General features: G+C 52.0%; 23 protein-coding genes and 1 pseudogene. 7 read left to right on the top strand and 17 right to left on the bottom strand.

Annotation, left to right across the window (positions count from 1 at the left end; all coding sequences use genetic code 11):
- Positions 1-192: 192 nt before the first annotated feature.
- The 4 genes from ACFO1S_RS13175 to ACFO1S_RS13160 form a co-directional block, all read right to left on the bottom strand.
- Positions 193-1371, bottom strand: coding sequence for an NAD(P)/FAD-dependent oxidoreductase (locus ACFO1S_RS13175; RefSeq protein WP_204604890.1), 1179 nt, complete (start codon positions 1369-1371; stop codon positions 193-195).
- Positions 1372-1409: 38 nt separating this feature from the next.
- A complete protein-coding gene (locus ACFO1S_RS13170) occupies positions 1410-1850 on the bottom strand; it encodes a DUF1641 domain-containing protein (protein WP_204604891.1) in 441 nt (146 codons plus the stop codon).
- 268 nt (positions 1851-2118) lie between these two features.
- A complete protein-coding gene (locus tag ACFO1S_RS13165) occupies positions 2119-2430 on the bottom strand; it encodes a nucleoside triphosphate pyrophosphohydrolase (RefSeq protein WP_378126916.1) in 312 nt (103 codons plus the stop codon).
- Positions 2431-2604: 174 nt separating this feature from the next.
- Positions 2605-2931, bottom strand: coding sequence for a LytTR family transcriptional regulator DNA-binding domain-containing protein (locus ACFO1S_RS13160; RefSeq protein ID WP_204604892.1), 327 nt, complete (start codon positions 2929-2931; stop codon positions 2605-2607).
- 182 nt (positions 2932-3113) lie between these two features.
- Between ACFO1S_RS13160 and ACFO1S_RS13155 the strand changes: the two genes are divergently transcribed.
- On the top strand, positions 3114-3455 hold the full coding sequence (locus tag ACFO1S_RS13155; RefSeq protein WP_204604893.1) for a helix-turn-helix domain-containing protein: 342 nt from the start codon (positions 3114-3116) through the stop codon (positions 3453-3455).
- A gap of 214 nt (positions 3456-3669) precedes the next feature.
- Here the strand turns inward: ACFO1S_RS13155 and ACFO1S_RS13150 are convergent, their stop codons facing one another.
- The 7 genes from ACFO1S_RS13150 to ACFO1S_RS13120 form a co-directional block, all read right to left on the bottom strand.
- Entirely contained in the window at positions 3670-6537 is a 2868-nt protein-coding gene (locus ACFO1S_RS13150; RefSeq protein WP_204604932.1) for a DEAD/DEAH box helicase, read from the bottom strand.
- Between the two features lie 54 nt (positions 6538-6591).
- On the bottom strand, positions 6592-6993 hold the full coding sequence (locus ACFO1S_RS13145; protein ID WP_204604894.1) for a (deoxy)nucleoside triphosphate pyrophosphohydrolase: 402 nt from the start codon (positions 6991-6993) through the stop codon (positions 6592-6594).
- 146 nt (positions 6994-7139) lie between these two features.
- The gene (locus ACFO1S_RS13140) at positions 7140-7352 is read right to left on the bottom strand and encodes a hypothetical protein (RefSeq protein WP_204604895.1); all 213 of its coding nucleotides are present in this window, start codon (positions 7350-7352) and stop codon (positions 7140-7142) included.
- A gap of 90 nt (positions 7353-7442) precedes the next feature.
- Complete coding sequence (locus tag ACFO1S_RS13135) at positions 7443-7670, bottom strand: ABC transporter permease subunit (protein WP_378126915.1); 228 nt, start codon at positions 7668-7670, stop codon at positions 7443-7445.
- A gap of 234 nt (positions 7671-7904) precedes the next feature.
- Complete coding sequence (locus ACFO1S_RS13130; RefSeq protein WP_204604897.1) at positions 7905-8447, bottom strand: DoxX family membrane protein; 543 nt, start codon at positions 8445-8447, stop codon at positions 7905-7907.
- A gap of 421 nt (positions 8448-8868) precedes the next feature.
- Positions 8869-9063: a hypothetical protein gene (locus ACFO1S_RS13125; protein ID WP_204604898.1), complete on the bottom strand. Its 195-nt coding sequence runs from the start codon at positions 9061-9063 to the stop codon at positions 8869-8871.
- Between the two features lie 230 nt (positions 9064-9293).
- Positions 9294-9533 (bottom strand): GntR family transcriptional regulator, encoded by a 240-nt coding sequence (locus ACFO1S_RS13120; protein ID WP_204604899.1) that lies wholly within the window; start codon positions 9531-9533, stop codon positions 9294-9296.
- A 123-nt stretch (positions 9534-9656) separates the two neighbouring features.
- Here ACFO1S_RS13120 and ACFO1S_RS13115 point away from each other — a divergent pair, with 123 nt between their 5' ends.
- From ACFO1S_RS13115 to ACFO1S_RS13100, 4 genes are all read left to right on the top strand, one after another.
- Positions 9657-11195: an AbfB domain-containing protein gene (locus ACFO1S_RS13115; RefSeq protein WP_204604900.1), complete on the top strand. Its 1539-nt coding sequence runs from the start codon at positions 9657-9659 to the stop codon at positions 11193-11195.
- A gap of 192 nt (positions 11196-11387) precedes the next feature.
- A complete protein-coding gene (locus ACFO1S_RS13110) occupies positions 11388-12698 on the top strand; it encodes a helix-turn-helix transcriptional regulator (protein WP_204604901.1) in 1311 nt (436 codons plus the stop codon).
- On the top strand, positions 12685-13506 hold the full coding sequence (locus ACFO1S_RS13105) for a WYL domain-containing protein (RefSeq protein WP_204604902.1): 822 nt from the start codon (positions 12685-12687) through the stop codon (positions 13504-13506). The genes ACFO1S_RS13110 and ACFO1S_RS13105 overlap by 14 nt, the downstream gene beginning before the upstream one ends.
- Before the next feature lie 2 nt (positions 13507-13508).
- Positions 13509-14366: a S1C family serine protease gene (locus tag ACFO1S_RS13100; protein WP_204604903.1), complete on the top strand. Its 858-nt coding sequence runs from the start codon at positions 13509-13511 to the stop codon at positions 14364-14366.
- Between the two features lie 24 nt (positions 14367-14390).
- On the opposite strand, the gene ACFO1S_RS13095 is transcribed toward ACFO1S_RS13100, so the two are convergent.
- Positions 14391-16145, bottom strand: coding sequence for a methyl-accepting chemotaxis protein (locus ACFO1S_RS13095; RefSeq protein ID WP_204604904.1), 1755 nt, complete (start codon positions 16143-16145; stop codon positions 14391-14393).
- A 186-nt stretch (positions 16146-16331) separates the two neighbouring features.
- Between ACFO1S_RS13095 and ACFO1S_RS13090 the strand changes: the two genes are divergently transcribed.
- Positions 16332-17699 (top strand): SEC-C metal-binding domain-containing protein, encoded by a 1368-nt coding sequence (locus tag ACFO1S_RS13090; RefSeq protein ID WP_204604905.1) that lies wholly within the window; start codon positions 16332-16334, stop codon positions 17697-17699.
- Positions 17700-17762: 63 nt separating this feature from the next.
- Here the strand turns inward: ACFO1S_RS13090 and nagB are convergent.
- From nagB to ACFO1S_RS13075, 3 genes and pseudogenes are all read right to left on the bottom strand, one after another.
- A pseudogene (gene nagB / locus ACFO1S_RS13085) lies at positions 17763-18505 on the bottom strand (glucosamine-6-phosphate deaminase).
- Between the two features lie 17 nt (positions 18506-18522).
- Positions 18523-19866, bottom strand: a complete 1344-nt coding sequence (locus ACFO1S_RS13080; protein WP_204604906.1) for a 6-phospho-beta-glucosidase — start codon at positions 19864-19866, stop codon at positions 18523-18525.
- Positions 19867-19870: 4 nt separating this feature from the next.
- Complete coding sequence (locus ACFO1S_RS13075) at positions 19871-20845, bottom strand: N-acetylglucosamine kinase (protein WP_204604907.1); 975 nt, start codon at positions 20843-20845, stop codon at positions 19871-19873.
- A 377-nt stretch (positions 20846-21222) separates the two neighbouring features.
- Between ACFO1S_RS13075 and ACFO1S_RS13070 the strand changes: the two genes are divergently transcribed.
- Positions 21223-21936 (top strand): GntR family transcriptional regulator, encoded by a 714-nt coding sequence (locus ACFO1S_RS13070; RefSeq protein WP_204604908.1) that lies wholly within the window; start codon positions 21223-21225, stop codon positions 21934-21936.
- Positions 21937-22025: 89 nt separating this feature from the next.
- Here ACFO1S_RS13070 and ACFO1S_RS13065 read toward each other — a convergent pair whose 3' ends face one another.
- Both ACFO1S_RS13065 and ACFO1S_RS13060 read right to left on the bottom strand, forming a co-directional pair.
- Positions 22026-24599 carry a hypothetical protein gene (locus ACFO1S_RS13065; protein WP_204604909.1) on the bottom strand — a complete coding sequence of 858 codons (2574 nt, stop codon included), beginning with the start codon at positions 24597-24599 and terminating at the stop codon, positions 22026-22028.
- Positions 24600-24616: 17 nt separating this feature from the next.
- On the bottom strand, positions 24617-26332 hold the full coding sequence (locus ACFO1S_RS13060) for an S-layer homology domain-containing protein (RefSeq protein WP_204604910.1): 1716 nt from the start codon (positions 26330-26332) through the stop codon (positions 24617-24619).
- Positions 26333-26640: the final 308 nt, after the last annotated feature.

Below are 26640 nucleotides of genomic sequence, written 5' to 3'. Positions count from 1 at the left end.
CAAAATCCTGCATTTTCCAACAAATGATGAATGGGTCCAACACTCTTTTGCCGAAAAGAGCCTGGGCAAGCAAAAGCGCGGAACGCCATGTGTACCATCGGGCGAGAACCAAAAAAACAGCCTCGATCCGGCAGAATACCGAGTCAAGGCTGCTTCTATTCGCTCATGCGACCCGCTAACAAAACGCTACTCTTAGTAGGCCAGCGTAAACAGTCCGTTAATGTGGGTCAAATAGCGGGCGTTGCTCGCTTTCTTCATTAGGGAAGCCGGAAGTCCGCGCAGCTCGATGCCCGTTCCGCCGACGGCGCCGATGCCGTCTTTCCGTCCAAGGCTTGCAAGCGTACCGGAGAATACCGGCTGGAAGCCATCCTGCTTCATTCCCTTGAAAGCCGCCGCGATGTTGGCGCCGATGAGCTCGCCCATCTGCCAAGCCAGCTGTGCGGTCGGCGGGTAAGGACGGCCTTCCGGCCCGAAGACAACCGCGCAGTCGCCGGCCAGATAGACGTCGGGGTGCGACGTGGATTGCAATGCTTCATTAACGGTTGCGCGGCCGCGATTGACTTCGATGCCGCAATTGGCAACCAGCGTATTGCCTTGTACGCCGCCGGTCCACACCAGCGTGTTCGTGTCGATCGTCCGGCCATCCTTCAAGGTCACCGTCTGGCCTTTCACTTCGGTGATTGGGAGGCTCGTCAGGAATTCCACGCCGCGTTTCTCCAGACTGGTGACGGCCCGTTGAATCAGATCCGGCGAGAACATCGGCAGAATCGTCGGCATCGCTTCGACCAGATAGAGCGAAATATCCGCAAAATCAACGCCGTTCTGGCGGCAGATCGCCGGCAGCTCGTCGGCCAGCTCGCCTACCAGCTCCACGCCGGTCAGACCGCCGCCGCCGATGACGAACGTCGCGTCTGCTTTATTTTTCGATTGGGCATATGCTTTGATCCGGTCCTTCACATGGGCGAAAATGCGATTCGCATCCGACACCGACTTCAGAATCAGGCTATTCTCCTGCAATCCCGGAATGCCGAAATAGTTCGTTTCGCTTCCGAGCGCTAGCACCAACGCGTCGTAGCGGTAGGAGGAGCCGTTGGTCAACGCCACCTTCTTGCCTTCCACGTCGATCGATTGTACTTCCCCAACCGTGATATTGATTTGTTTGCCTTTAAGCAATTTCTCCAGAGGCAGCGCTACCGCTTTCTCGGACACGTTGCCTGCGGCCAGTCGGTGCAGCTCCGTAATAATCTGATGCGTGCCGACGCGGTTGACGACCGTAATGTTCGCCTCGTCGACCGTCAAATTCGCCCTTGCGGACAAGGCGCTAAGCAAACCGCCGTAACCGGCCCCGAGAATCAAAATTTCTTTGCTCATCTATAGTCCTCCGTTCTTCGCCTGTGTATGGGTCGTTCTTAGTTCTGATTCTGCTTTCTCTCGCCCAGAATGTTCAGATAGGCTTGGCTGAACCGAAGCATTCTTTGCAATTCAGGGTCCTTCAGCAGCTTCAGCATGCCGAATACGCCGATCGTTTCAGTGCTGCTGTCCGCCCGGTCGTTCGCTTCGATCGCCGCGGATGCGTATTCCTTCACTTTCTCTCCCAGCGGCTTGGCGACTTCCTGAATACCGCCGACGATATCCTGAATCAGCACGCGGTCCGCAGTCACCTTCTGGGCGATATCGTAAATATTCGTCAGCACGGACATCATCTCGGCCAACTTCGGCAATTGATCCACCAAGACGGTAATCGCTTGCTGCACTTCCGGTTTCATTAATTGATCCAGTACATCCAACCTGGCAGCCGCTTCGGTTACGGCCGTCTCCCTCTCGACATTTGATACAGTTGCTTCTGACATTCTGTTGCCCCCCTAGACGATGTCTTGATTCCTGCTTCGTGGCTTAAATTGTGAATTATATCACATTTATAGCTATATTTTACCTCATTAAAGGCATTTCGTATAGGTCATCCGGTGGAATCTCTTTCACTATATTTTATATATTTTTTCGTATTGTGAAGGTTTCATTGGAAAGTTTGCGGTAGTTAAATAGGATGACGAAGGCAAACGTCTCATTCCCTGCTCCGTCTCAGCAACTGCTTCTGGGCCTTCTCTGACATGGGAATATTCACGTCTCCTTCCGATAGTGCCACCCTAAATACGCGCAGGTTCCTGTCCATTCATCTTTAGCGTACCTGCTACCCCATGTTGCACCATGCACAACGGCCAGCGCACGAATGACCTCCAGCATGTCGGCAAGCTCTTCTAACGCTTCCTTTCGTCCCTGTGCGGCAAAATACTCCCCGGATTCTTCCTTTAGCTTTATGATCAATTCACTTGTATACTCTTCCTCATCCAGAATACGTGTGCGGCAGTCCTTTCCTGTCGCGTTAATCACTTGAGGTATAAGTTCACGAACAAGCTTATTGTAGATCGGCATGAACGTATTCATCCTTTATATGATTAATTAATTATATGTGCCTATTGTATCACATCAATAAATGCAAAAATGCCCGAGAGACGAAGCCCTCGAGCTTTTCTGTGTTATTAGTGCCGTTTCGCTCTGAATGGCACTCGTGCGAAGGCAAGGGGCGTGGGGAAATATTAATGACCTTTATTTTAGCAGCTTTTTGATTTGCCTCTGAACCTTCTCCGCGACGGGTAGAAAGACGTTACCTTCTGAAGTAGTTACCGTTACCACTCTTAACTCCGAGTTATATGCCGCTACTTTCTTTACATTTACAATCGTTCCTCGATCCAACTGTAGAAAGCCCTTGTCTTGCAGAAAGGCTGCCCAATCCTTCGCTGCCGTTAAGGCTTTGTATATGCCGTTATCCGTGTAGAAATGAAGTCCCTCGTGGCCGTTCATCTGCAGATACACCATGTCCTGAATATCTACCAAACAAATGTCTCCGTTCGAATCCACCAGCGATAGCATCATAACTCCCCCTTGTAACAATGAATAAAGCGTTAGCCAGCGGAAAAGATGGTAATATCACACGTCTACGATCTCTTTCCCATTTATTTTACCCATTAAACAACCATCAGTAAATATAAATAAAACAAATAGTATATTAATTCTCTTTGTTAGTTTCTCTACTGTAGGTAGAGAGGAGGGTTGTCATGGATAACTCGATGTTGGGGCAAAGGATTCGAACGGAAAGAAAGAAGCTTTCTTTAACTCAGGAGCAGCTTGCCGAGAGGATAGGAGTCTCCGATGCCTATATTGGCCAAATCGAAAGAGGGGAGCGCTCCCCTACTCTGGAAACTCTCGTTAAATTAGCGAGTCGTTTGGGCGTCACGATCGATTATCTCCTACATGACTCCCTAGTACCGGGCGATGATAACGTTATCGACCAGATCAGGCAGCTGTTTATAAACCGTTCGGCCAAAGAGAAACAGATGGCATTAGATGTGATAAAGGTGATGTTTGGACATTTGGAGAACAACCTGGGGAAAAGATAACATTGAAATCAGAAACAATGACCGTCCGTTCCTGTTTTCGGAACGAACACCTGAGTTAAAAGATTTGTCGCTTCATAAAAACTCTGACCTGAATGGTCAGAGTTTTTATGGTGAGACTAGAGGAGGGCGATTGTAACGCGACCTTCTTCTAGTAGTAAGCCCTTGAGCCGTTCTGACAGTCTCTGAAGTAGAGTAGGTGTTCCTTAAGGGTTTATCAAACGCAACTGGACTTTATATATCGAAATAGTATGTTGTCTACGGCATGCTCCAATATCATATTCATGCACACAACAGGAAGTTGCTCACTATTTTTTCCTGCCATCGTTGTTTCGTGAATTGTCGTCGAGTCGGGAGCTGCCTTGCCTAAATAGTAAAAGTCACTGCCCTCATCGTCATCCTTTTTCACGAAAATATGAACATCTATATGGTTTTGCTTCGCTTCAATAATTTTTTTGACCTCGTCCGATTGTAACGTACGATTACTTCTAGTAAACCACTTTAGGGTGGTTGGGTTGAGTAATTCGTCACTATAATTAATGCTCGACCCAACCTCTTCGTGTTTATGATACGTTACAAAAATTGGACAGGTCTGATGCTTTGTCTTGTACCCATACACAGTACTGCTTTCATCGCGTTCCCAGTTAAGAAGCTTGCAAACATCCTTGCGCGTATATTTCTGATGGAGAGTCAGCTGTTTATGCGGTTTATAAGAACGTCCTTTTTCCCTAGCAGTAAGAACTATATCAACGAACATCAATCTAAAGTGATTACTAGTGTTTAGTCTGTTCCTCAGAGCTTCAGGAAAACGAATCATACCATCTGCTCCATAGATGCATACTGCCTGTTCTCCGTATTTCACTTGGTTGGACATTACAAAAAAGGAAAGATCCATCACGCTCCGGACAGACGCTAGAGAAGCTGCATCTATGTTACAATGCTCCGCCTGAAGATGACGAATATATTCCTCCTCAGGGATTATGCCCTTCTCAAGTAATAGTTCAAGTAGTATGATTTCATGATGCCGCTTACCATTCATCACTTCACTAGATAACATCGTAAGCACTTTATTCTCATAGATTGTTAGGTTGGGCCCCCCCTCTCCCAACCGTTCTAGAAATATTTGATAATTACCGTATTTTTTCGCAATAACTGCAGGGTCGATAGAATCATTTATGATGAAGTCGTAGAGATACGGTAACCGACCCAAGCGATTTTTGAGTTCAACAAACTCATCCCTCAGTTTTTTAAACTCAGTTAAATTACTGCTTGAAATTGATTTGTAGATTAATTCCTTGGCAACTTCTTCGAAATTGATGGTCGATACCCCTTTAATGTAACTTGTATCCTTCATATGACGCCGGATATTGTCTTTATTGAGGGATTTATCTCCCGACAACGCAATCGGGATTAGATAATTGTTCTTATAATTTCCAATAAAATCAATAATTGTGACGAATTCCTTTGAGTCGTGCTTCCGTAACCCCCGACCAAGCTGTTGAACGAAGATAATACTAGATTGAGTCTGCCGTAACATTACAACTTGATTTACCGACGGAATATCAATCCCTTCGTTAAAAATGTCTACTGATATGATATACTCCAGTTCGCCTTGTTCCAATGCTCTAATCTGCTTTTCTCGGCTCTCGATACCGTCGTCGGCAGTTAATGCCACGGTACGATAGCCTTTCTCATTCAGCAGTCGGGATAGTTGGATTGCTTCCTCCTTACGACTTGCAAACATGAGGCCTCTAACTTGCATACCAGAGAATCCGTAATATTCTATTTTCTTTATAATATGATCAACACGTTCAAGAGTCACAAGCTTTGACAAAATTATAGTATCAGCTATTATTTCCCCGTCGTACTCATATTCCGTTACCCCATAATAGTTGAATGGACATAACATATCTTCCTCTAATGCAGCTTGGAGTCTGATCTCGTAAGCAACATTGTAGTCAAACAAATGATAGATATTAAAATCATCCGTTCGTTCTGGTGTTGCAGTCATACCCATGAGAAACTTCGGCTTGAAATAATCAATAACTTTTCTATAAGAGCTAGCCCCTGCTTTATGTACTTCATCAATCAAAATATAATCAAACTCAGTAGATTCAAATTGAGTAAGCACATCCAACCTGGATATCGTCTGAATTGTTGAGAAAAGATACTTGGCACCCAGGTCCTTGTATGTTCCGGATAAAAGGCCGTAATCAGATTCATCACCACCAATAACCTTGATAAAATCCGACTTCGACTTCATCAATATTTGCTCACGATGGGCAATAAACAATACCCGATTCGGAGTGTAACTTCGCACATCGAATGCGGCAAGAAACGTTTTTCCTGTACCTGTTGCTGAAATTATAAGTCCCTTCTTCTGCCCTCGCATACGAAGTTCTTCAATATTATGTAACGCAGCGAATTGCATTTTATTGGGTTGAATTATATGTACCACTTCGCGTTCGGCTATATAACGTTGTTGAACAATTGCCAGTTCTTCTTGGACCACATTTTTAGCAGTATTGTGAACATAGGAGATCTCATAAACCCTAATCCATTCTTCGGTCAAGGAGATTGAGGAAGCCCAAATCAACTCATACTGGTTCTGAATTTGTTCGATGAAATACTCCGTCGGCAGCAAACGAAGCTTTACATTCCACTCATAATTTACCTTTAGAGCGCTCGCTGTTAAATTTGTACTACCAATAATTAATACATGATCCTCTTGTGAATTGAAAATATAGCCTTTGGAATGAAAACCTTCTAAGTCAGACAATCGAACTTCAAGGTTCTCTATCTTTAATAGCTCACGAAATACTTTCGGATGGTTAAAGTTCAAGTAAGTTGATGTTAGAAGCCTTCCTTTAATTCCTCTACGTTTCAAATCAAGAAGTTGCGTCTTTAATGTGGCTAGACCGCTTTCAGTAACGAATGCTACGATGAACATAAATGACCTGCAGGTGGCAAGTTCTTCAATGATTTCATTAAGCACGTTTTCTCGCTCACTAGGATTATTTATTAGGAGCCGCGGGGAATACTGCAGATACTGTCCCTTTAATTGTGGTACTAGTTGATCACAGATAGAATAATCTTTGTTAACTGCTTCATTGGTCAAGTTCCACACCTCATGTTAGATTCAGAAAGGTAAGGGCTGATTCATGAGTTTATGAATTGCCGGAATGTCAGCCGGGGCCCAGTCCAGTGAATTCAACTCTGTCACATGTAGCCACTCGATATTCGCATGTTCTGTCAAGGAAGGTACGCCAGAGAGGAGTTTGCAATAGAAAGTAGTTAAATGTACAACTCCAAATTCATATTCGTAAACCGTATGTTCAACCTGCCTACCAATCTCAACGGTACAGTTCATTTCCTCAAGGATTTCCCTTTTCAGTGCTTCCTGAGGCGTTTCACCCGATTCGATCTTTCCACCTGGAAATTCCCATTTCAACGCTAGCGATTGTCTCTCCCCTCGCTGCGCACACAAAATACGACCTTTATGCACAATAACTGCACCGACGACATATATATTTTTTTTCATACTTCCTCCTTGAAGTATCTTTTCAATTATCATACTTGGGATTAAAGGTTGTGGCAAATTCAACAAGTTAATTCGAGAGATGCCTAAATGAATGTAGTTGCCAACACCTGATAACTAAAGAGACCTTGGTTCAAGCACCACCAACATTATTGACCAACCATACGATGTCTGCTTGCCTTTGTCTCATAGGTGAACGGAACGGCGATCTTGCGGTCGCCGCGAAACCGCTCCGCCCACCCGGCCTGCTCCCCGTTATCCTGATAGTCGAATCCGAAGCACCACTCCCCGTTCAGGTTGGTCCATTCCGTTCGGAAGAATTGCGGTCTCGGATAATCCTTGATATACATTTTGGTCGCCATACAGATTCCCCTGCTCCTTTAAACTTGATGCCGTAATGTAGCTCGCTTTCCACCCCGGACACGGGCTTCTCTTTCCTCGCCATTCCCGTCTTACCCTTTTACTCCCGCAAGCACCATGTTCTCTTCCGAATTAATGGCGATATAAGGCCAGATGAAATTGTTCCAGGACATGATGAAATAGAAGATGCCGATCGAGACCATCGCCGAGCGCGTAAGCGGCATATAGAGCGACCACCACAACCGAAGATCCTTGCAACCGTCTATTTGCGCAGCCTCCATATAATCCTTCGGCAATCCGTTCATGAATTGCAGGATCAAGATTGAATGCTAAGTTGTTCCATTACCTCACGTTTCGTAACACCAGCTAATCTCAATTCAATTGCCTCCACTTTGATTTCAAGCGGGTAGCTAACTCTTGTTACCAATGCAAAAACACCTCCAAAGTTGTCCACTACATCTTACGACGTAGGAGCATTCTCTTGAAGGTGTTTTGATTTGTCTCATGCTATGGGGTCAGTCCCAATTCCTCGCCGCTCTTTTGATCGAATCCGTTTATTTAGCCAGCGCCCCTTCACCCGTTGTCGGATTCTTCGGTTTGCGGTGGAACAGGTGATCTGCGCCCCGATGAAGGAGAGGAAGCACGTAGCGGTCAAGTCCGAAGCGGCCAGCGTTCGTACCGGCGACGACGACCAGGAGACCGAGAAACAGGAGCCAAGGGTTCGTGCTTACTGTGCCGGCGAACAGGAACATAAAGTTCATTAAAAGTCCGAAGAACGCGGCGGTTAAAGTTAAGGTGCCGAGTATGAGTCCGAGACCGACGAGGAATTCTCCCCAAGGGATCATGATGTTAATGAGCTTCACGTTCGGGAGGGCAAAATGTTCAACAAAGGCTTGATACGTCGGGTATACCGCCTCGCCTGTCGCCTTGTCGACGATCGGGTTGTTAATGGCGTTGTTCAGGAAGCCCGCTGCGTTAAAAGGAGTTTCCCCCGTAAGCTTATGCCATCCTGCCGTCAGCCAGGCGTACCCGACAACGAACCGGACTATCGTTATGATCACTGCAGCGATGCGATGCTCTCTCCAGAATTTCATCATGACACTCACTCCTTATTATGTGCTATGGTAACGTTCATTCCGGAATGTTCCGGTTAGCCTGCCGTCCGTATCCTCTTATTCACCGATGTATGAGATCGAATGCGGGACATCGGGATCACCATCCTTGTTTGTTGTCTTGTCTTTCATGTCTTTATTGTAAGCCGGCTTGCGCGAAAATCATGTGATTAAAATCACAAAGTGGCTTTATTCATCATTATGACACATTCATGATGGGTCCACACACCGAATAGCCCTCTTTGCTACTACGAACGAATAGGAAAGCCAGCCACCGCAAAATGGAGCGCGGATAGGAGGCTAAAGCTCGTGTGTAAATGACAAAAAACGTTGTTTCGTTGCAGCCTGCAACAGAGCAACGGTTGTAACGCTCGCTATCGCGGAAGCATCCCGATGGGACGTTCTGTCAGGATGCTACTTCGTTCCCGGCTCTCCGTATCGCCCAATAGGCGCTTCCTGCATCAATCGCGGCCAAGGGGATCGAGACGGCGTAGGGCACATCGAACGAGGGACCGCCGGTGGTGGCATAGACGCCGAATTGGAGCACGATGGCGAAGGAGAGCGTCGCCCCCGTCGACTTGCGAAGCAGACCGATCGCCATTGGAATCCAAGCGGACAGCGTCGTCAGGATCGCCTACGCGAGCGAGTAGCCAGATCGCCCATTTTGTTTAATGTTTTCTAAAACTAAAGGCAAGATGCACCCCCGCCGCACATGTCCAGAGCCCGCCCACTCCTGCCGGCGACGGCAGCCGCAAGGACGTTACGGCCGCTCCCCTTCCCCTAAGCCGGGACTCTTCGAACAAGCGCAGGAGGCCGCCCGCCGGCGTCTGTTCAATCTTTCGCGCGAGGAGCGACGAAGGAGCCCTTGCCCTGAATCCGAACGACGACGCCTTCGTCCGCCAACCGGTTCATCGCCGTTTTCACGGTCATTTTGCTGACCTGGAACTGCTGCACCATCTCGGCCTCCGACCTCACCCAATCCCCTGGCCGAAGCTCTCCCCTGTCAATCCTCTCTTTAATATCCCGTTCGATTCGTTCGTATTTGAATATCGAGTTTTTTCTCTTCATCATGAATCACTCCCGCCGCACATTTATTTTAAAACATACCAAATTGATTATGTAAAACTTAAAACAAATCAATTATAATCCATTTCGTAAGCGCTTGCAAAATTATCCAAAGGGAGGATCACCCCATTGAAGAACGTATTAAGATTGTCCAAAATCGGCTTGGCGATGGTATTGTCCTGCATGATCGCCTTCTCGACCGCTTCCGCATTCGGCCCGTCGACAATGTACACTTCTCCGAGCTCGAATCCCAGCCCGGGTTCGCTGTATCCCCGCCTGTTGACGCTCAAGCACAACGGCGCTTACAACGGCCGAATGCTCGCAACCTTCGAGAAGTACGTGAGCGGAACGCCGACTTTCCCGATTTACGAGAGCACGAACGGAGGCGTCAGCTGGACCCAAATTTCCCAGGTATCCGACACCGTGAACGGATGGGGTTTAAGATACCAGCCCTTCCTCTTCGAGCTTCCGCAGGCGATCGGCACGATGCCGGCCGGTACGATCCTGCTTTTCGGCAACTCAATTCCCGGCGATCTGTCGCAAACGAAGCTGGATATGTACAAGAGCACCGACCGCGGCCAAACCTGGACGTTCGTCAGCTCGATCGCTTCGGGCGGAGCGGCGCATCCGAACGGACTGGAGGACCCGGTATGGGAGCCGTTCGCGCTCGTCTACAACAATAAGCTGATCGTGTATTACTCCGATGAACGAGACCCGAGCCACAACCAGAAGCTCGTTCACCAGACCTCAACGGACGGCGTCAATTGGGGGCCTGTCGTCGACGACATCGCGCTCGGCAACAAGCGTCCGGGTATGCCGATCATCGCCAAGCTTGGCAACGGCAACTATATTTACGTTTACGAATACGGAGGCGCGCCCGAAGCCAACTTCGCGATTTATTATAAAATTTCCGCCAACCCGGAAAATTTCGGAGCGGCGAATCAGCCCGGCACCGTTCTCCGAACGCGCGACGGCGTCGTGCCTACCAGCTCGCCGTATGTGACTTGGCTGTCCGGCACCGGCCCGAACGGAACGATCGCCGTATCCGCCTATTCCAGCTCGGATATTTATCTTAACGCGGAAAATGGCTCATCCAGCAACTGGACGCGCATCAGCAGCACGATTCCGTCCGGCTACAGCACAGCCCTTGAGCCTTTGGCCGACCAGCACAATCTGTTCATCCTTTCTTCGGGAGCGCTCCCCAACGGCAGCAACCGCAACTCTGTCGTCTTCGGCAGCCTTGAGATCGGGAACGGCAGCCTGATCAAGCGGCTGCAGCCCCATTCGCCATCCCAATACTTTGTCAGGCACTACGAATTCGTCGCGCGCATCGATCCCGATCCAATCGCGACGATCAACGATTCTCGCTTCAGAATCGTGCCGGGACTCGCCAATTCGTCCTCCGTCTCGTTCGAATCGGTCAACTTCCCCGGCTATTACCTGAGGCATTACAACTATGCGCTGCGATTGGAACGCAAAGACGGCACATCCCAGTTCAATCAGGACGCCACCTTCAATCAAGTGCCTGGACTGGCGGATGCCTCGAAAGCGTCGTTTCAATCCTACAACTACCCAACCCGATACATTCGGCACTACGATAACCTGCTTCGCATCGATCCGATTGGTACGACGCAGGAAAGAAGCGACGCCACCTTTGCCATCCAGTAGCCTACCATCGCTTTGAGCAGTATCAGCGCAAACAGCCCCTTGTTAATCGAGAGGGGGCTGTTTGCGCTAACCTCTTTTCGCCCGATAATTGAATTGTTTCTGCCGCCTCTTCGATTAATCCTTTCTCTCTCCCGCCCAATCTTGCTACAATGGAACTTATATGGAAAACGGGAGAGAAAGGAGAGAACGCGCATGGCCAGAGAGAGCTTCGACAAGGAGGTTCAGTTTCTGCGGCTGCTGGCGCTCGCCGGCGGAGCGTATAACAGGCAGCAATTCGCTTCCCGGCTGGGCATATCCGTGCATACCTATGACAAAACGCTTCGTTATCTCAAGGACATGAGGACATCGCTTCAGCCTCTCTCCGAGAAGCAAGAGTCCGATCTGTCGGAGGGGCTTCGCTACAATCACTACGAATCGGCGGACCCGCTGCTTCTGTTCCTTTTTCGCGCCAAGTCGCTCAAGGAATCGGAAAGCGTGCGGCTTTCCTTAACGATCACCCTTTTGCAGGACCAGACGCTGACGGCGAAGGAGCTGCTGGACGCTTGTAGCGAGAGCATGCCCCTTGATTTCCTGTGTCCCGACGAGAAAACGATACGCGGCGACCTGAAGTATCTGGAGGAGGTCGGCGTCATTATACGCTGCGAGGGCGGCCGTCCCTACCGCTACAGAGCCGCCAACGACCTGGTCGATCGCCTGTCCGACGACGAGCTGCTCGATCTGTACGACTTCGTCGACGTCATGGCCAACACGCAGGTGCCGGCCGTTCAGGGCTATCTGCTGCGCGACACGCTCAAGAAAGCGCTGGGCAAGCGCGGCTTCGCCCCCGAGACATCGGACATCCATCTGTACAAGTACCACTACCACTCGCGCATTCTCGACGAGGCGTATTTGCACCTCATTTTCCAGGCGATCCGGGAACGGAGGAAGCTGCATTTCCTCTACCTGTCCCCCAAGAAGGGGAAAAACTATGCCTCGAAAAATACGAATCCGCTGTTCGAGCGGGAGACGGAGGGCAGCGACGAATCGACGCTTCCTCTGCTCGTCATCTATGATCATCAGTACGGGCGTTGGTATTTGATCGGGCATCATGCCAAGCTTGGCATGGTGAAGTATCGTATGGAAGGAATCACTCAGATCACGGCTGGCGAAGCGGTGGAGGAAGCGGTATTCGCCGCCATGCTGGAGCGTGCGCGGCAGCAGTTGGCAAGCAGTTGGGTCACGGACACGCTGCGTCCCGTCCGGATCGTGGCTCGTTTCTATAACCCAGACCGCGCGGGAGCCAATTTCATTCGGGAACGGGTAGAGGCGCAAGGCCAGTGGGGAACGATTCGCGAAGAATCCGACGCGACTTTTCTCTATGAGATCGCGGTCAATGGCACCTACGAGATCAAACCGTGGCTCAGAAGCTTCGGCTCCAGCTGCGAGGTGCTGGAGCCGGTCTGGCTTCGCAAGGAGCTGATCGCGGAGTGGAAGGAGCTTCGGGAATACTATGAATCCGTTTGAGAAAATCTTTAACTACCAGATCATCTCGCGGCTGGACGAGTCGGACGCTATCGCCCTTACGTCCCAGGAGCGTGCCTGGCTTAGATCGGCGCTGGCGCATGGCGCCTCGTCCGATGCCTTCACCGCCGAAACGCTGGCGAAGCTGAAGCAGCTCCTTCAGGACGAAGCGGACATCGACCACAGCCGCATGCTCGTCGAGAAAGCCAAAAGCGCCGAACGCCAGGTATACCATCCGCTGCTGCGCACGCTTCGCCGCTTGATCATGCAAGGCAAAGGAATGCTCCTCACCTCCCGCATCAAGCACGGAGGAACGAAGAACAATCAGTCCGGGCTTCCCTTCAAGCTGGAGTACAGCATGGTCAAGAGGGAGTGGTATTTGCTCTGGTACAGCGCCCGGGGACGCTCGCTGATGTCCACCAAGCTTCAGAGCATCGTCTCCATCGAGGAGACGAGCCTGCCCGCCGAACGCGCGGAGGCATGGAGAAGCCGGATGTCCGCTCTGCTGGAAGCGCGCCGGGAGCGGACCGTCATTGAAGTCATCCGTACTTACAACGCCGAACTGTCCCGGATTCTGTACGCGTTCTCCTGCTTCGATAAGTCCGTCCAATACGACGAGGAAACGAATCTGTATCGCATTCATTTGTCTTATCTCGCGGACGAGAGCGAGTTTCTGTTATCGCGAATTCGTTTTCTCGGGCTGCGAGTCAAGCTCGTAGAGGGAGACGGGCTGCGAAGAAGAATGAGAGAATCTGCGGAAAAGGCTTTGGAGCGCTACGGAATGACCGAGCATCGCGATAAGGAGGGATAATCGTGGACAATACCCCGAACAGAAACGACGAGAAGCTCGGACATGCGTCCGAGAATGAGGAGCTTAACGAATTCGACGAAGCTTATGAGCCGGAATTCTGGAATGAAGAAGAGGAAGAGCCGTCATCCGAAGCTCCGCCTCCCGCTCGGCGCAAGTGGATCCGCAATACGATCGTTTCCCTGCTCGCGGCCGCTTTGATCGGGAACGTATTGGCGTTCTGGCCGCAGATCTACAACATGAGAACGCTGCCCTTCCTGTTCAAATCGCAAGAGCTGTCCAGCCAGCCGGAGATTCAAAGCTATAAAGAAGCGATTGTCCTAGTCAGCACGGACAAGGGCAAAGGCACGGGCTTTCATATTTCCGGCGGATACATTGTGACCAACTATCATGTGATCGAAGACAAGGCCTACGCTTTGGTTAAATTCCCCGAGGTCGATCAGGGCTACGAAGCGGAGCTGGTGCGCGCTGCGCCCGATCTGGATGTTGCCCTGCTCAAGGTGGACCCCGGCAGCCGCGAGCTGCCTGCCATCGAGATCGAACGGGATCGGCCGTGGCAAGCGGGGGATCACGTCTATGTGATCGGAAATCCCCTTTATTTCACCCAGATCGTCACGGAAGGAACGATCCTCGGCAAGCTCCCGGTTCAAGGGCGGCCTAGAACGGCGATGGCCCTGGACGCGCCGGTATTTCAAGGCAACAGCGGTTCTCCGGTCATTAATGAAGACGGCAAAGCGATCGCTATTATTTACGCCACGGCGGACGTTCCTCATCAGGACAAGATCGTGCAAGCCGGATTGGCCGTACCGTTCAAGGACGTGGACGATCTGATGCCGGAGCTGCTGCCTCGTCAAGACGAGTAATCTCTTGAAGCGCCTGCGCGAAGCTTATAGCTTGAACTTCTCCACTGCGGCTTCCAGAGCGGCGCTTCTCTTCTGCAGCACGTCGGTCGTCTCGGCAATTCGCTGCGCGGCTTCCGATTGATGATCGGACAACCGTTGGAGAGCCGCCGTATTCTCCGCTGTCGCGGCGGAGATGCGAGCCATCTGCTCGGACGATGCGGCAACCTCCTCCGAGCCCGCCAGAACCTCTTCGAATACGGCGGAAATTTCCTGAATCTGGCCATTGACCAGAACGAATCGATTCATCGTATCGTTGAACAGCAATTCCGCCCGTTGGGAAAGCTCCGAGCCCTTCAGCATTTCCGCGCTTCCCCGCTGCATCCGCTCGCCGATCTGCGCCGATTCCCGCTTGATCTCCAGCAGCAGCGCCGTAATGCGCGTAGCGGATACAGCTGAAGCCTCGGCCAGCTTGCGCACTTCCCCGGCTACGACCGCGAAGCCTGCGCCATGCTCCCCGGCTCTAGCCGCCTCAATCGCGGCATTAAGCGCCAGAAGCTTGGTCTGGTCGGCGATCTCCGCAATCGACCCCAGCACCGGCTCAATCTCGCCCATCGAAGCATTCAGCACCTCTACCGATTGCGCAGTCTGCAAGGCCACCTCGGACATCGAAACGACTTGCTCTCTCAATTGGTGGATCGAGTCCTTGCCCTCCTCGGCGAAATCCAGAGCTTCGCCGGAGGCGCTCGTCACGCGGGCCGAAGCTTCCGAGGCCCGTTGAATGCCCGCCGTCATTTCCTCCACAGACTGGGCGCTTTGCTCCGCCCCGACGCGCTGATGCAGCGCCCCGTCAGTCAGCGCGACAATCGACTGTCCCAATTGTCCGTTCAAGTCCACCATCTGTCGGGCCTCCGAACGGAACTGATCGGAGGACTGCACCAGATTCTGTGCGGTCAGCGCGATGTCGCTCATGACATCCCTGAGAGTGACGCCAAGCCGCTCAACCATAGTCAGCATTGCGACGTAGGCCTGTCCGATCTCGTCCCTCGATTTGATCCTCTTCGCCCCCAGTTGGGCTTGAGCCTCGGCAAAATCCCCCCGGGCGATGGCTTCCGCCCCTTTCACGATCGTCCCCAGCGGCCGCAATGCTCGCGACAGAAACAGCACAATGAGCAGGAAAAACAGGATAGTCAGCACGCCCATGATCACGAATACCGACGTGCTTTGCTTAAGAACGTCCCGATATATCGTCTTCGAGACGGATAGAGCCGTATCGATGCCGAGAGCTCCGATAATGGTGCCGTCGGCATTGCGAAGCGGCGCATACGAAGAGATATAGTCGCCGTATTCCGGATTCATAATGATGCCCGACTTGGCGGCCTGCCCCTGTCGGATCGCCTCTGCCGCTTCCTTCGGCATATCGGTGATCTCCCCGATAGGAGAGGCCGATTCCGAGTCTCTCGGCTGACCGTCGACTCCGATGAGCGGCTGATCCGGGTCGTTAATCTGGACCGTATACACGTACAGCGCGCCAATCTGCAAGCGGTAGCGGTTCAGCTCTTCGCGGAGGCTCCAGTACGCCTCGTTCTCTTGCGGATCCTTCAGAAAATTCTCGTAGGCTGTCAGATCGAATTGTTCCGCGTAGGCTTCCGCCATACGCATGCTGAACTTCCCGATCGCTTCCTCGCTGGCTTTGTCTGTGTTCTTCACTTGCATGTAGATGAGTGTGGCGGCCAGAACCGCAAGCACTGTCAATATCATGAGCGATAGCTTAAAGACCAAACGCCCTCCAAATCTAATCACGATGCCCATATCCCTCCGGCTTGATTTGCAATCCGTTCGAACAATCCTCTAGTTCATTCGACAGAATGCCCGTTTATTCCTTCTGTGTAGGGCACCAAAGCTGCCGCCACAAATTTCTTCATCTGTTGGACAATCGAAGGTAATTAATCAATAATAGAGTCAATAAGACCTCGGAGGCGTTATATCATGCAGAAGCTAGGCAGAAATGACCCGTGCCATTGCGGCAGCGGACAGAAATACAAGAAGTGCTGCTTGAGCAAGGACGAGGCGAGCAATGTCACCCGAATAACTTCCAATAAACAACATACACCAACAGATGTTATTGAAACCGAACTGGCTTGGCCTAACTTACTCCATCAGCTCATCGCACGACACTTTTTGAACGGAACCTCCTACTTGTATGAAGAACAGGAAATCGTCGCCACCCTCAGGATGTGGAATCACTATGCCATTGCCAATGATCCGATCGTCAAAAAACCAGGGGTGTACGCTGCAGCGTTGGAATATGTTCTCTGTCAGGTTTACGGCTACGAGATGACCCAGGGCGCTTTGGCTGCCAAGTATAATATTGCCGTAGGCACTCTGTCGCAGAGGGCTAATCAGATTTTTGCATTTCTAGAGGAAAACCTGCCCGACCTGCCCCATTCTCAATCCGAGCCTCATGTCGCTCCAGCTTCCGCATCGCAATCCCGCATGATGATGGAGCAGGAGATGCAACGCGTTCAAGCCTTGCTTGCTGAGCAAAATTTCAGCACAGTGGAAGAAGCGAATGCGTTTCTTAAACAAGCTATCCATCAGAAGCCTGCCGCGCCGAAAAATCAGAGCAAGGCCGAGCAGGCAGCGGAGCTTCTCTATGCCGCATGGGATGAACCGAATCCGCAGAAGCGGCTGAAGATGGCACAGGATTCGCTTCTCCTCGATCCCAATAACGCGGATGCGTACAACATTCTGGCTGAATCTGAAGCTTTAACGCCCAAGGAAATGGCCTATTATTACAAGCAAGGAATGCTGGTGGCCGAGAGGCATTTCGGCGAAGCCTTTTTCAAGGAAAATAAAGGACACTTCTGGGGACTTATCCAAACACGTCCCTATATGAGGGCCAAGAAGGGGTACGCAGAGGTCTGCGCCGAGATGGGAAATCTGCCAGAGGCGATTAAGCATTATCAGGAGCTGCTGGAGCTTAATCCGAACGACAATCAGGGCGTAAGAGAGCTGCTATTGCTAGCCTTTATCGAGATGGAAGAGTGGAGAAAAGCTGCTTCCTTAATCAAGCAGTATGAGGACGATAACACCGCAGCCTTTAATTACAGTCGAATTCTGGTCGAATACGGTCTGAACGGACAATCGGCGAGGCTGACGGCGCTTATCCAGAAAGCAGCAGCACATAATCCCTATGTTCCGCCCTATTTGCAAGGCAAGAAACGGCTTCCTCGCCAAATGCCCGAATACATCGGCTTCGGCGATGACAAGGAGGCCATTGTCTATGCGCTAGTTCACCGTCATCTATGGCTGACTCGTCCGGAGCTGCTGCGGCTTCTGCCGGGGAGAAAATAAGACAGCCCCTCCCATCTCATATGGAAGAGGACTGTCTCTAGGGGACTTGCGAAAGCTTCGTCCCTATCTTCTATCTAGCTGAAGCAACGCGGATGCCTCAAGATCGGCCACAACGGTCACGTTGTCATGAGCCTGCAGGATGGACGCGGGGCACAGGCTCGTCACTTCTCCATGCAGCGCGTCGCGCAAAATGGCGGCCTTGGCGGAGCCGGTAACCGCAAGCACGATTGAACGGGCCCGTAGAATGGTTCCGATCCCCATCGTGATCGCCCGTTCCGGGGCACCTGCTCGGGGCGGTCGAAAAATCTGGCGTTGGCCGCTCGGGTCGAAGCGTCCAATCGGACTAGGCTCGTCGCTCCTGTCAGGACCGAGCCCGGCTCGTTAAATCCGATATGACCGTTCAGCCCGATACCGAGCAGCTGCAGATCGGCCGGGCCGACAGAGCGATATCGCTCCTCGTAATCGCGACATTCCCGCTCCATGTCCTCCGCCAATCCATTCGGAATATAGCAATTAGCCGGCAAAATATCGATGTCCTTAAATAAATTCTCCTTCATATAACAGGCATAGCTCTGAGGATGATCCGCAGGCAATCCCGCATACTCATCGAGATTAAAGGCTTTGATTCCGCGGAAGCTCAGGGCTTCCGACCGATGCAGCCGAATCAATTCGCAGTAGATGCCGATAGGCGTCCCGCCGGTCGCCAAGCCCAATACGCTGTCCGGCTTGCTTCGAATCTGCTCCGCTATCCTTCGTCCGACTTCAACGTCCACTTCCCGCTCTGTCGGAAAGATGCATACTTGCATGGAACACACCGCCTTGTCTATTTGCCCGATTCTTGTTTTTCGCGCGACTTAAATTGAGGCAGATAGGCCGCGTTCTGCACCAGAATTTCTTGCAGCAAGGATTTGGCGAGCTGCTCGTCTCCGACGAGGGGATGAAGGGTAAGCGCCTGTAAGGCGGCATTGTAATCGCCGTATACCGCCGCCTGAACCGTCAGCTCCTCATAGGCCTTCACGATCTGCAGCAGCCCTCTGACCTGCGGCGGCAGCTCCTTGCCGAGCGAGATCGGATGAGGCCCGTCCGACTTGATGACGCAATTCACTTCGATCGCGACATCCTCCGGCAAGCATGGAATGATGCCGCCGTTGCGCACGTTCACGACCTGGATGTCGCCGCTGTCGTTATAGATGGACTTCATCAGCTGTACCGCCGCTTCGGAATAATAGGCTCCTCCCCGCTTCTCCAATTGCGGCGGCTTCGTTACAAGCTCCGGTCTCTTATAAAGCTCGAACAGCTCCGCCTCCACCTCTTTTACATCGTCCGCTCTTGTCTTCCCCGTCTCCATGAAGGCCGTGTTCAATTCGCGGAACATCTCGTCCTTCATATAATAGTAACGATGATAAGCGCAGGGCAGCGCTCCGACCGACTGGATAAATTGCGCATCCCACTCCAGATCGGGAATGTTTTTCATCGAAAATCCGCTGGCCCCCGCGATTTTGTGGAGGAAATCGTCCGTCACGTCCTCCCCGCCGAGCACGACCTTCGTGGTCCAGTTCAAGTGATTGATCCCGACCATCTCGATGAACAATTGGCGCTCCTCAACCTCGTACAGCTCGGCAATCTGCATTTTGGTGCTGATCGGCAGGTTGCACAGCCCTACCGATTTGACCCGGGTATGCTTGCTGACGGCTTCCGTCACGATGCCGGCCGGGTTCGTGAAGTTGATCAGGAAGGCATTCGGCGCCAGCTCTTCGATCTCCCGGCAAATGTCGAGAATGACCGGAATCGTTCGCAGCGCTTTGGCAAAGCCGCCGGCCCCCGTCGTTTCCTGCCCGATGAGGCCGTAGGACAGAGGAATTTTCTCGTCTCGCGAGCGCGCGTCCAGCATGCCGACACGAATTTGCGTAGTGACAAAATCGGCGCCGCGAATCGCTTCCCGACGATCCATCGTCGTATGCAGGTTAATGGGCTTGCCGCTTGCCGCAATCATTCTCTGCGCCAAATCCCCTATGATCCGGAGCTTCTCCGCTCCTTGCTCAATATCGACGAGGTACAGCTCCGCTACCGGGAATTGGTCGTAATAACGAATCAGTCCATCGATCAGCTCGGGGGTATAGGAAGAACCGCCGCCGATAACCGCGATTTTCAGTTGGTTTCTTTTCATTCCCTTATCCTCCATAGTTCATCATTCTTTTTGTCATTTTATCTGTAACGGCAATGCCCAGATGATCCATCGCCATCAGAACAGAGCCGAATACGGGAGCGAGCTTGGGAATCACGAACGTGCAGGACGCATGAACCTCCGCCACTTCCTTCTTCAACGCTTCAAGCAGCAACGGGCTTCTTCCCGATTGCAGGATGCTTCCCGTCAGCACGACGGGCACGGATTGATCCTTGAAGCCGCCAAGCTTGCGAATGACTGCCGCGGCGGCCAGCCCCAGCTCCTTGCCCATATCCATGAGCAGTTCCCGTGAAAGCCAGTCGCCCTCCCGTGCCGCCTCATGGACGACCAGCGAGAGCTGAAGCGGCGCTTCCGTAATTTCGTCATCCAGGCAGCTTTCAATCATTGCCTCCATGCTTGCAAAACCAAGCGATGCAGGCACCTTCTCCACCAGCAGGCTGTAAGGCTCGCGCCCCTCCCACGAGCGGATCGCCCTGCTGAACGCCTGGAAGGCCAGATGATAACCGCCTGCCCGATCCCCGAAAAGGTTATTAAATCCGCCGATCTGCACCGTCTGCCCGGCCGCATTTCTTCCCGCCGCATTCGTATTGCTCCCGCAAACGAGGACAACTCCGGTATGGCTCGGGCTGCCCACCCGCAGCCCCTCCATCGTGTCGCAGACAATATCCGTATGCCGCACCTCGAACTGCCGCTCCACCTCGGGATACAGCCTGTTCAGATCGAAGGGCCTGTCCGCGCCGGCAAGCCCGAACTGGATGAAGCTCAATTGGCTCTCCTCCAGTCCGGCCTGCTGCAATGCCTTCTGCAACGACTCGCGCATATTGGCGACAGCCTCCCGAGCGCCGACGATTTGATGATTGCCGCAGCCTGACAGCCCCTCTCCGAGCACCTGGCCTTGTTCATCCGCAACAACCGCGAAGGTTTTGCTGCCTCCGCCGTCCACCCCCGCCAAATACCTCATCTCGATGGCCTCCTCTCCAAGCCTGGTTACACCCTAATTCATTTTTTTCATTATTCTCTTCTATTTGTTACTACCAATATGACAATACTATTATTCATTATTACAAATGTCAATTAAAATTGATTCTCTACATGTGCCGCCAGCCGTAACATTCAAAGCGAGAAATCTATTTCCATTACACTGGAATTAATTTATAATTTAAGGGCAATAAATGAAATTCCGTTCTCCCGAACGCTAGGGCGGCACTCTCAATAGGTTATTATTTTTGGGAATTGTTTGCGTTTTCCATATTCGAATTGTCACTACCTTTAGCCTGTTCCATGCTATGGTTTATGTGTGATATACTATAAACAATCTACTATCGGGGGAAATTTGTAATGACAAAGAGGACGGGAAACTCCTTATACTTCAACATTAAGGAACAGCTTCTCAAGCAAATCCAATCCGGCGTCTATTCCGTCGGAGAACGATTGCCGACGGAGGCCGATCTGTGCACCTTATATTCCGCTAGCCGAACGACCATCCGCTTGGCGCTCAGCGAGCTTGAAATGCAGGGGATTCTGGAGCGCATTCAGGGCAAGGGCACCTTCGTCAAGCGCAAGGAGCTGCAGCTGGTTCAGACGCGCAGCTTCACGGAAGATTTGCTTATGCAAGGAAAGGAGCCGACCAGCAGCATTATCGAAGCCAAGGTGATTCCCGCCGAGGTGCCGTTGGACGAGTTCTTGCAGGTGCCGCTGAATTCTCCGGTTAATCAGCTGCTACGCGTCCGCTATGCCGACGGCGAGCCGCTAATCTACGAAAGAACCTACATTTCCTGGAATCTTGCCCCCGGACTCGTGAACGATTATACGGACGGCTCCCTCTTTGAATTTCTCGAATCGAAATATCAGCTGAAGGCGCATCGCTCCGTCGAACAGCTCAAGCCCATTCTGGCCGACAAGCTGGCCAAGAAGCTGCTGGGCATCAAGGAGGGCTCTCCCTGCCTCCAGGTCAAAACCTTTACGTATCTCGCGGACAACCGGCCTTTGGAATACAGCTTCGGCGTCTTCCGCGGAGACTTCTCGAACTATACGATCGAAAGGCATTTCTAGCTTGCGACGACAAAGAAGATCGCCCTTGACGGCGATCTTCTTTGTTGTCAGCGTCTTTCGACAGAAGGGGAAGATCAGCCCCCCGCCGCCTATTCCTTAATAATCTCGAAGTAACGGCCCATCCAATACGGCACCGTGAATACCGATCCGACTTCCATCGTTCCGGTATAGTAGTTGTAATTCGGGTTCACGCCCGTAACCTGATTATCCGCGGAGAACGGATTGCCGTTGTTCTTCATCGTCCGGCGCTCATCGGTCGGAAGGACGTAGTTGGTCTGCTTTCTTTCCTTGTCGCGATCTCCCGGCTCGATGTAGAGAACGTCCTGACGATTGTGTTGAACCGGGAAGCTGATCTGGAATTCCGGCAACCGGTACAGATAGCGAATCGCGGATTTCAGATCGAGATCCGTCTTGTCCGGATGAGCCAGCTGGTACAGGAACGTATAGAACGGGTTTTCTTCGCGCACTTCATTCACGTACCATTGATCGTAGGCTTCAACGATTTGTCGATGCTTGACCGGATCGCTCTCCAGCGTAATCAGCACGAACAGGCCGAACCAAGCCAGCTCTTCGTCCGAATAGTTGATATATTGCGTCCAGTCATTGTGGATCGTGGCATTGGCATTCGAATTTTCCTGAATTTTGCTGCCGTATGCGACATTGTCTCGGGTTACGATCTCGTTGTCGTTGTTGCCATAAGCATTCGTGGCTTGGCGAATAAGCCTGCGATCGATGTATTCCTTGGCCATATTGATGTAGCCCTTCCCGTTCACATACGGCTCGTCCTTGCTGTAGCCGCTGTCGAAGGCCATCTCATAGGCTGTTTGATACTTCATGGCGTCCGCAGGGAAACGAGCGGCCGTCACGAAATTCGCCGTTTTGAGTACAGCCATCACTTCCAGCGCATTCAGCGGAGCGTCCTCGTAGCCGTAGGACAAGGCGTCATCTCCATTCTCGTTCACGCCGACCTTGGATTGCCACTGCACCTGCTGCTCCATCACCGACAAGCTGTCGTTGAAGTATTTCGAGAACCATTTCGACCATTGGGTCGACTTGCCTGTCGCGTCCTCGATGTAATAGTGATTGTCCTTGAGAATCATCTCTGTCATGCGATGAGTCGCTTCTTCTACATAGCTCTTGAGCTGCAGAAGCTCAGGGTCATTCGTGTCGCCGATCAAATATCTGTAGGCCGCATAGAAGAGCGCGTAATGTCCGATGACTTCATCCGATGACGTGTCCGCTTTATATACGATTTGATTCATGTCAATGTGTCCGTTCACAATTGCGGTAGACGGAAACAGATCGTTGAAGAAGCTTGGGATCTGCTCATACACCGGCACCGTCAATTGGAACAGAGGCTTGTTGTTCTCGCCGGTGGTCTTATCCTCTTTCGCATCCATGTTATTCGTGGCGGCCGTAATGACCGGGAGCACCTGGTACACCGGCATGCCGTCCACCGTCGCAACCTTCGTCTTAATATCCGTACCGAGCTTCTGTCCAACGGGACGCGTCAGATTCAACTCGTCGATCGCTTCGGGGCTAAGGCCGAATCCGTTGTAGTTCATCACGTCGGTGCCGCCGTTGGGGAAAATGTTATCGCCCTTCTTGGAGGTCGAATCCTTCGTCACCCTTGCCATCGCATAGCCGATCGGCTGTACGCCGTCCGTACGCTTCATGCTCGGAATAATGGCGTTCGGATTAACCGCGTCCGGGCTTACGAAATGCTGGAACCAGAATCCGTTCTGGCTCTGATAGCCGTACACGGAGCCGCCTACCGTAGCCGCATGCGCCTCGCTGGTCAGCATGTAGGAGCGCGCGGGAAAGCCGTTGCCCCTGCCCGATACATAATCGAGAAGCAGCACAGCCTTGGAGGCTCTCATGGCCGCTTTTTTCGCATCGGCGATCTCGTTGCTCTGTTCGGCGGTAGGAGAAGCCCCATACTGCTCCTGCAGCGTCTTGTATCGGAAAATCTCGCCTAAGGCGTACATCGACGTCCATAAGCCGTCATTGTCGTCCGTCTTGGGAGTCGCGGAGAAGACGCCCGTAGCGGATTTGTAATCCACGCCATCCATAGCCCCGTTCGTTTCCGTGAAGGTGAATTCGGTGCCCGTAATCATGCCTCTGCGGTCGTGCACAGGAGCGATCATTTTCTCGTAGGTAAAGGACTTGTCATACAGAGTGCGCTTGGGCATCGCGATGTGGGTAACGCCGCTGCCGGTTCTTACCCAGATCCCCCCGTCTCCATCGCTCGCAAGACCGGTCACCGCATCGTCGCCGCCGTACAAATAGCGCGGTCCCGCCATATATTGCACGATGTCCCTGGCATCCTTTTCGCTGAAATCCACGCGCTGAAGGCCATTTAACGTACCGATCCAGTACACGCCATCCGCGTCCTTCACGACGCTCGTGACGTCGCCGATCGTATTGATCGGCAGAAAGGTAAGCGCCGTATTGTCCGTTACCCAATCAATCGCATTCGGAAGAGAGGTCGAGCCCGTTTTATAATAGGTGACTTCCTTCATTCGGACAGCTTCGAGCTGAACCGTAGAATATTTGGCCGAGGGCAGCTTCGCGGCATAAGCGGGAACGGCGGCTCCCGTGAGCAAAACGGCGGAAGCCAATGCGCCGGCAATGAATTTCTTGTGCTTCTTCATGATGGACATGGTGAGATCCCCTTTCCTTATTGGTAGATATGAGCGACGCCCGTCTCGGTTATCGCATATACGCCTGTGCTTCCGTCCGCGATCAGCAGCAGTACGCGGTTATCCTTCAGCTGGGCGTTATCCATGCTGTAGCTGGTCATCTTATTGTCGCTTAGGCTGATCTTCGTCACGCCTTCGTCCGTACCGATCCACAGCAGCGTACGCGCTTCGTTCAGAACCGATGTGTTGATGCCTCTTAAGGAGGCGAAGATGGAAGGCTTAACCGCAAACTCTGCGTTAACGAACGTAATGGCATTGGTGAAGTTCGGCATCGAAACGGCAGGATTGGCAATCGACGGCGTGTAGGTCGGGTCCTGCAGGAACGTAATATACTGATTGACGGCTTGCTCGGCGGCGCTTGTTCTCAATGCGATCAAGGCTTGCTCATGCGTATACAGCTGAGTTACCGTATTTGGCGCAGTTCCGCCGGAACCGCCCCCGCCGCCCGCCGGAGCGGTGGTGTCGCCCTTCTTGACGACTTTGCCTTCCACGGTCGCCTGATCCGCATTTAACGTAAGAGTTTGCGGTTTCTTGGCCAGCGTCACGCCGCTGGCTTGAATAACGGCATTCCCGATGGCGCCGTCGCCCGTTACGGTCACGCCCCGATTCGCCGTGAAGATCTGGATAAAGGTCTGGGACGGCAGCGTAATCGTACTTTCGTTCGCGGAGGACGGCACGGTTACAGAGCCAAAACGCCCTCTCAGCTCGCTGTTTCCGCCTCGCTCGGGAGCAATGATCACCTGGCCGACTTCATTCTCGGATTGATTGTCCAGCAAGGAGCTGGATAACAGCTGAACGTCCTGAACCTGAGTCGCTCCGACAAATACGACTCTGACAGGAGAGGAGCGTTTGTGAATCACAAGCCTCGAAGCCTTTGAATTCTTCAGCGTAATGCTGTTCACCCCGCCGCCGTTCACATAGAGGGTTCCGCCGATCTTCGCGTTCTCGATGACCACATCGCCTTCTCCGACTCCCGGAGCAATATAGAGGTTGCCTGTCAGATTCACGTCCGACAATCGGCCTCCAGCCGTGTTCACGACCAGATTGCCGCCGGACAGGCTCGCATGATCCTTGCCGTCTGCGATCAGAGCGCCCATCGCGTTATGAATCATTTTGACCGCTTCGGCGCGCGTCAAGGCTTTGTTCGGCTGGAAGGAGCCGTCAGCCGTGCCGGAAATATAGCCTCCGGCTTTCAAAGCATAGACCGCGTTCCGGGCCCAGGCGGAGATGTTCGCATCGTCCTTGAATAAGGAGACGGAGCCGTCCGCTTCGGGAAGCTGGAAAACTCTGCTGAGAATGACTGCCGCTTCTTCCTTGGTCAACACCTTCAGCGGATTTATTTCGCCGCCGTTGCTGCCGATCAGAACACCCGCAGCCAAGGCTTTGCTGATATCCTGGGCATACCAGGCCGTACGAGGAACATCCTTGAAGGCGACCCCGCTCAGCTCCGTATAGTTGAACACCCTATTCACGAATGCGATAAATTCGGCCTTCTTAACGCTGTCGTACGGCAAGACGTTCCCTAGCTCGTTCCCCTTCAGCAATCCGAGCTCTTTCCATACCGCTATCTCCGTTGCGGCCCATGCCGGGAGCTTCTCCTTGCTCGCGGCGGCTCCGGACGCGGATGCGAACGTCAAAGCTGCGAGCGACGTCAAGGCAACGGCAGCGAGTCCCTGCTTCCATTTGATAATCACGTGTCATCCTCCTTTGACATTTCCTTCTTTTTTTGCACATGAACTGTAATCTTCTGTTTAACTCTGCTTACGTCAGCAGTAAATGTAAGCGATTCCAATCAATCTAAATAAAATCCCCCCGCGGTCACCTCCGTCTGGCTTTCAAACTTATTTTGTAGTAACATTTCAATCATATTCTATTTTTAATAATAACAATCTGTCAATAAATTAATTTGATACTAACAATGTTTGTGAAGCATTCCTATTTTTTTGGCTCTTTCTTTGTTGGATGATTATTCATCAAAGGAAACAATACCCAAATAAATAAG

The sequence above is a fragment of the Cohnella boryungensis genome (assembly GCF_042651945.1).
Taxonomy (GTDB): Bacteria; Bacillota; Bacilli; order Paenibacillales; family Paenibacillaceae; genus Cohnella; species Cohnella boryungensis.
Note: the sequence above shows the minus strand (reverse complement) of the source record. Positions and strands in the feature narration are given on the sequence as shown.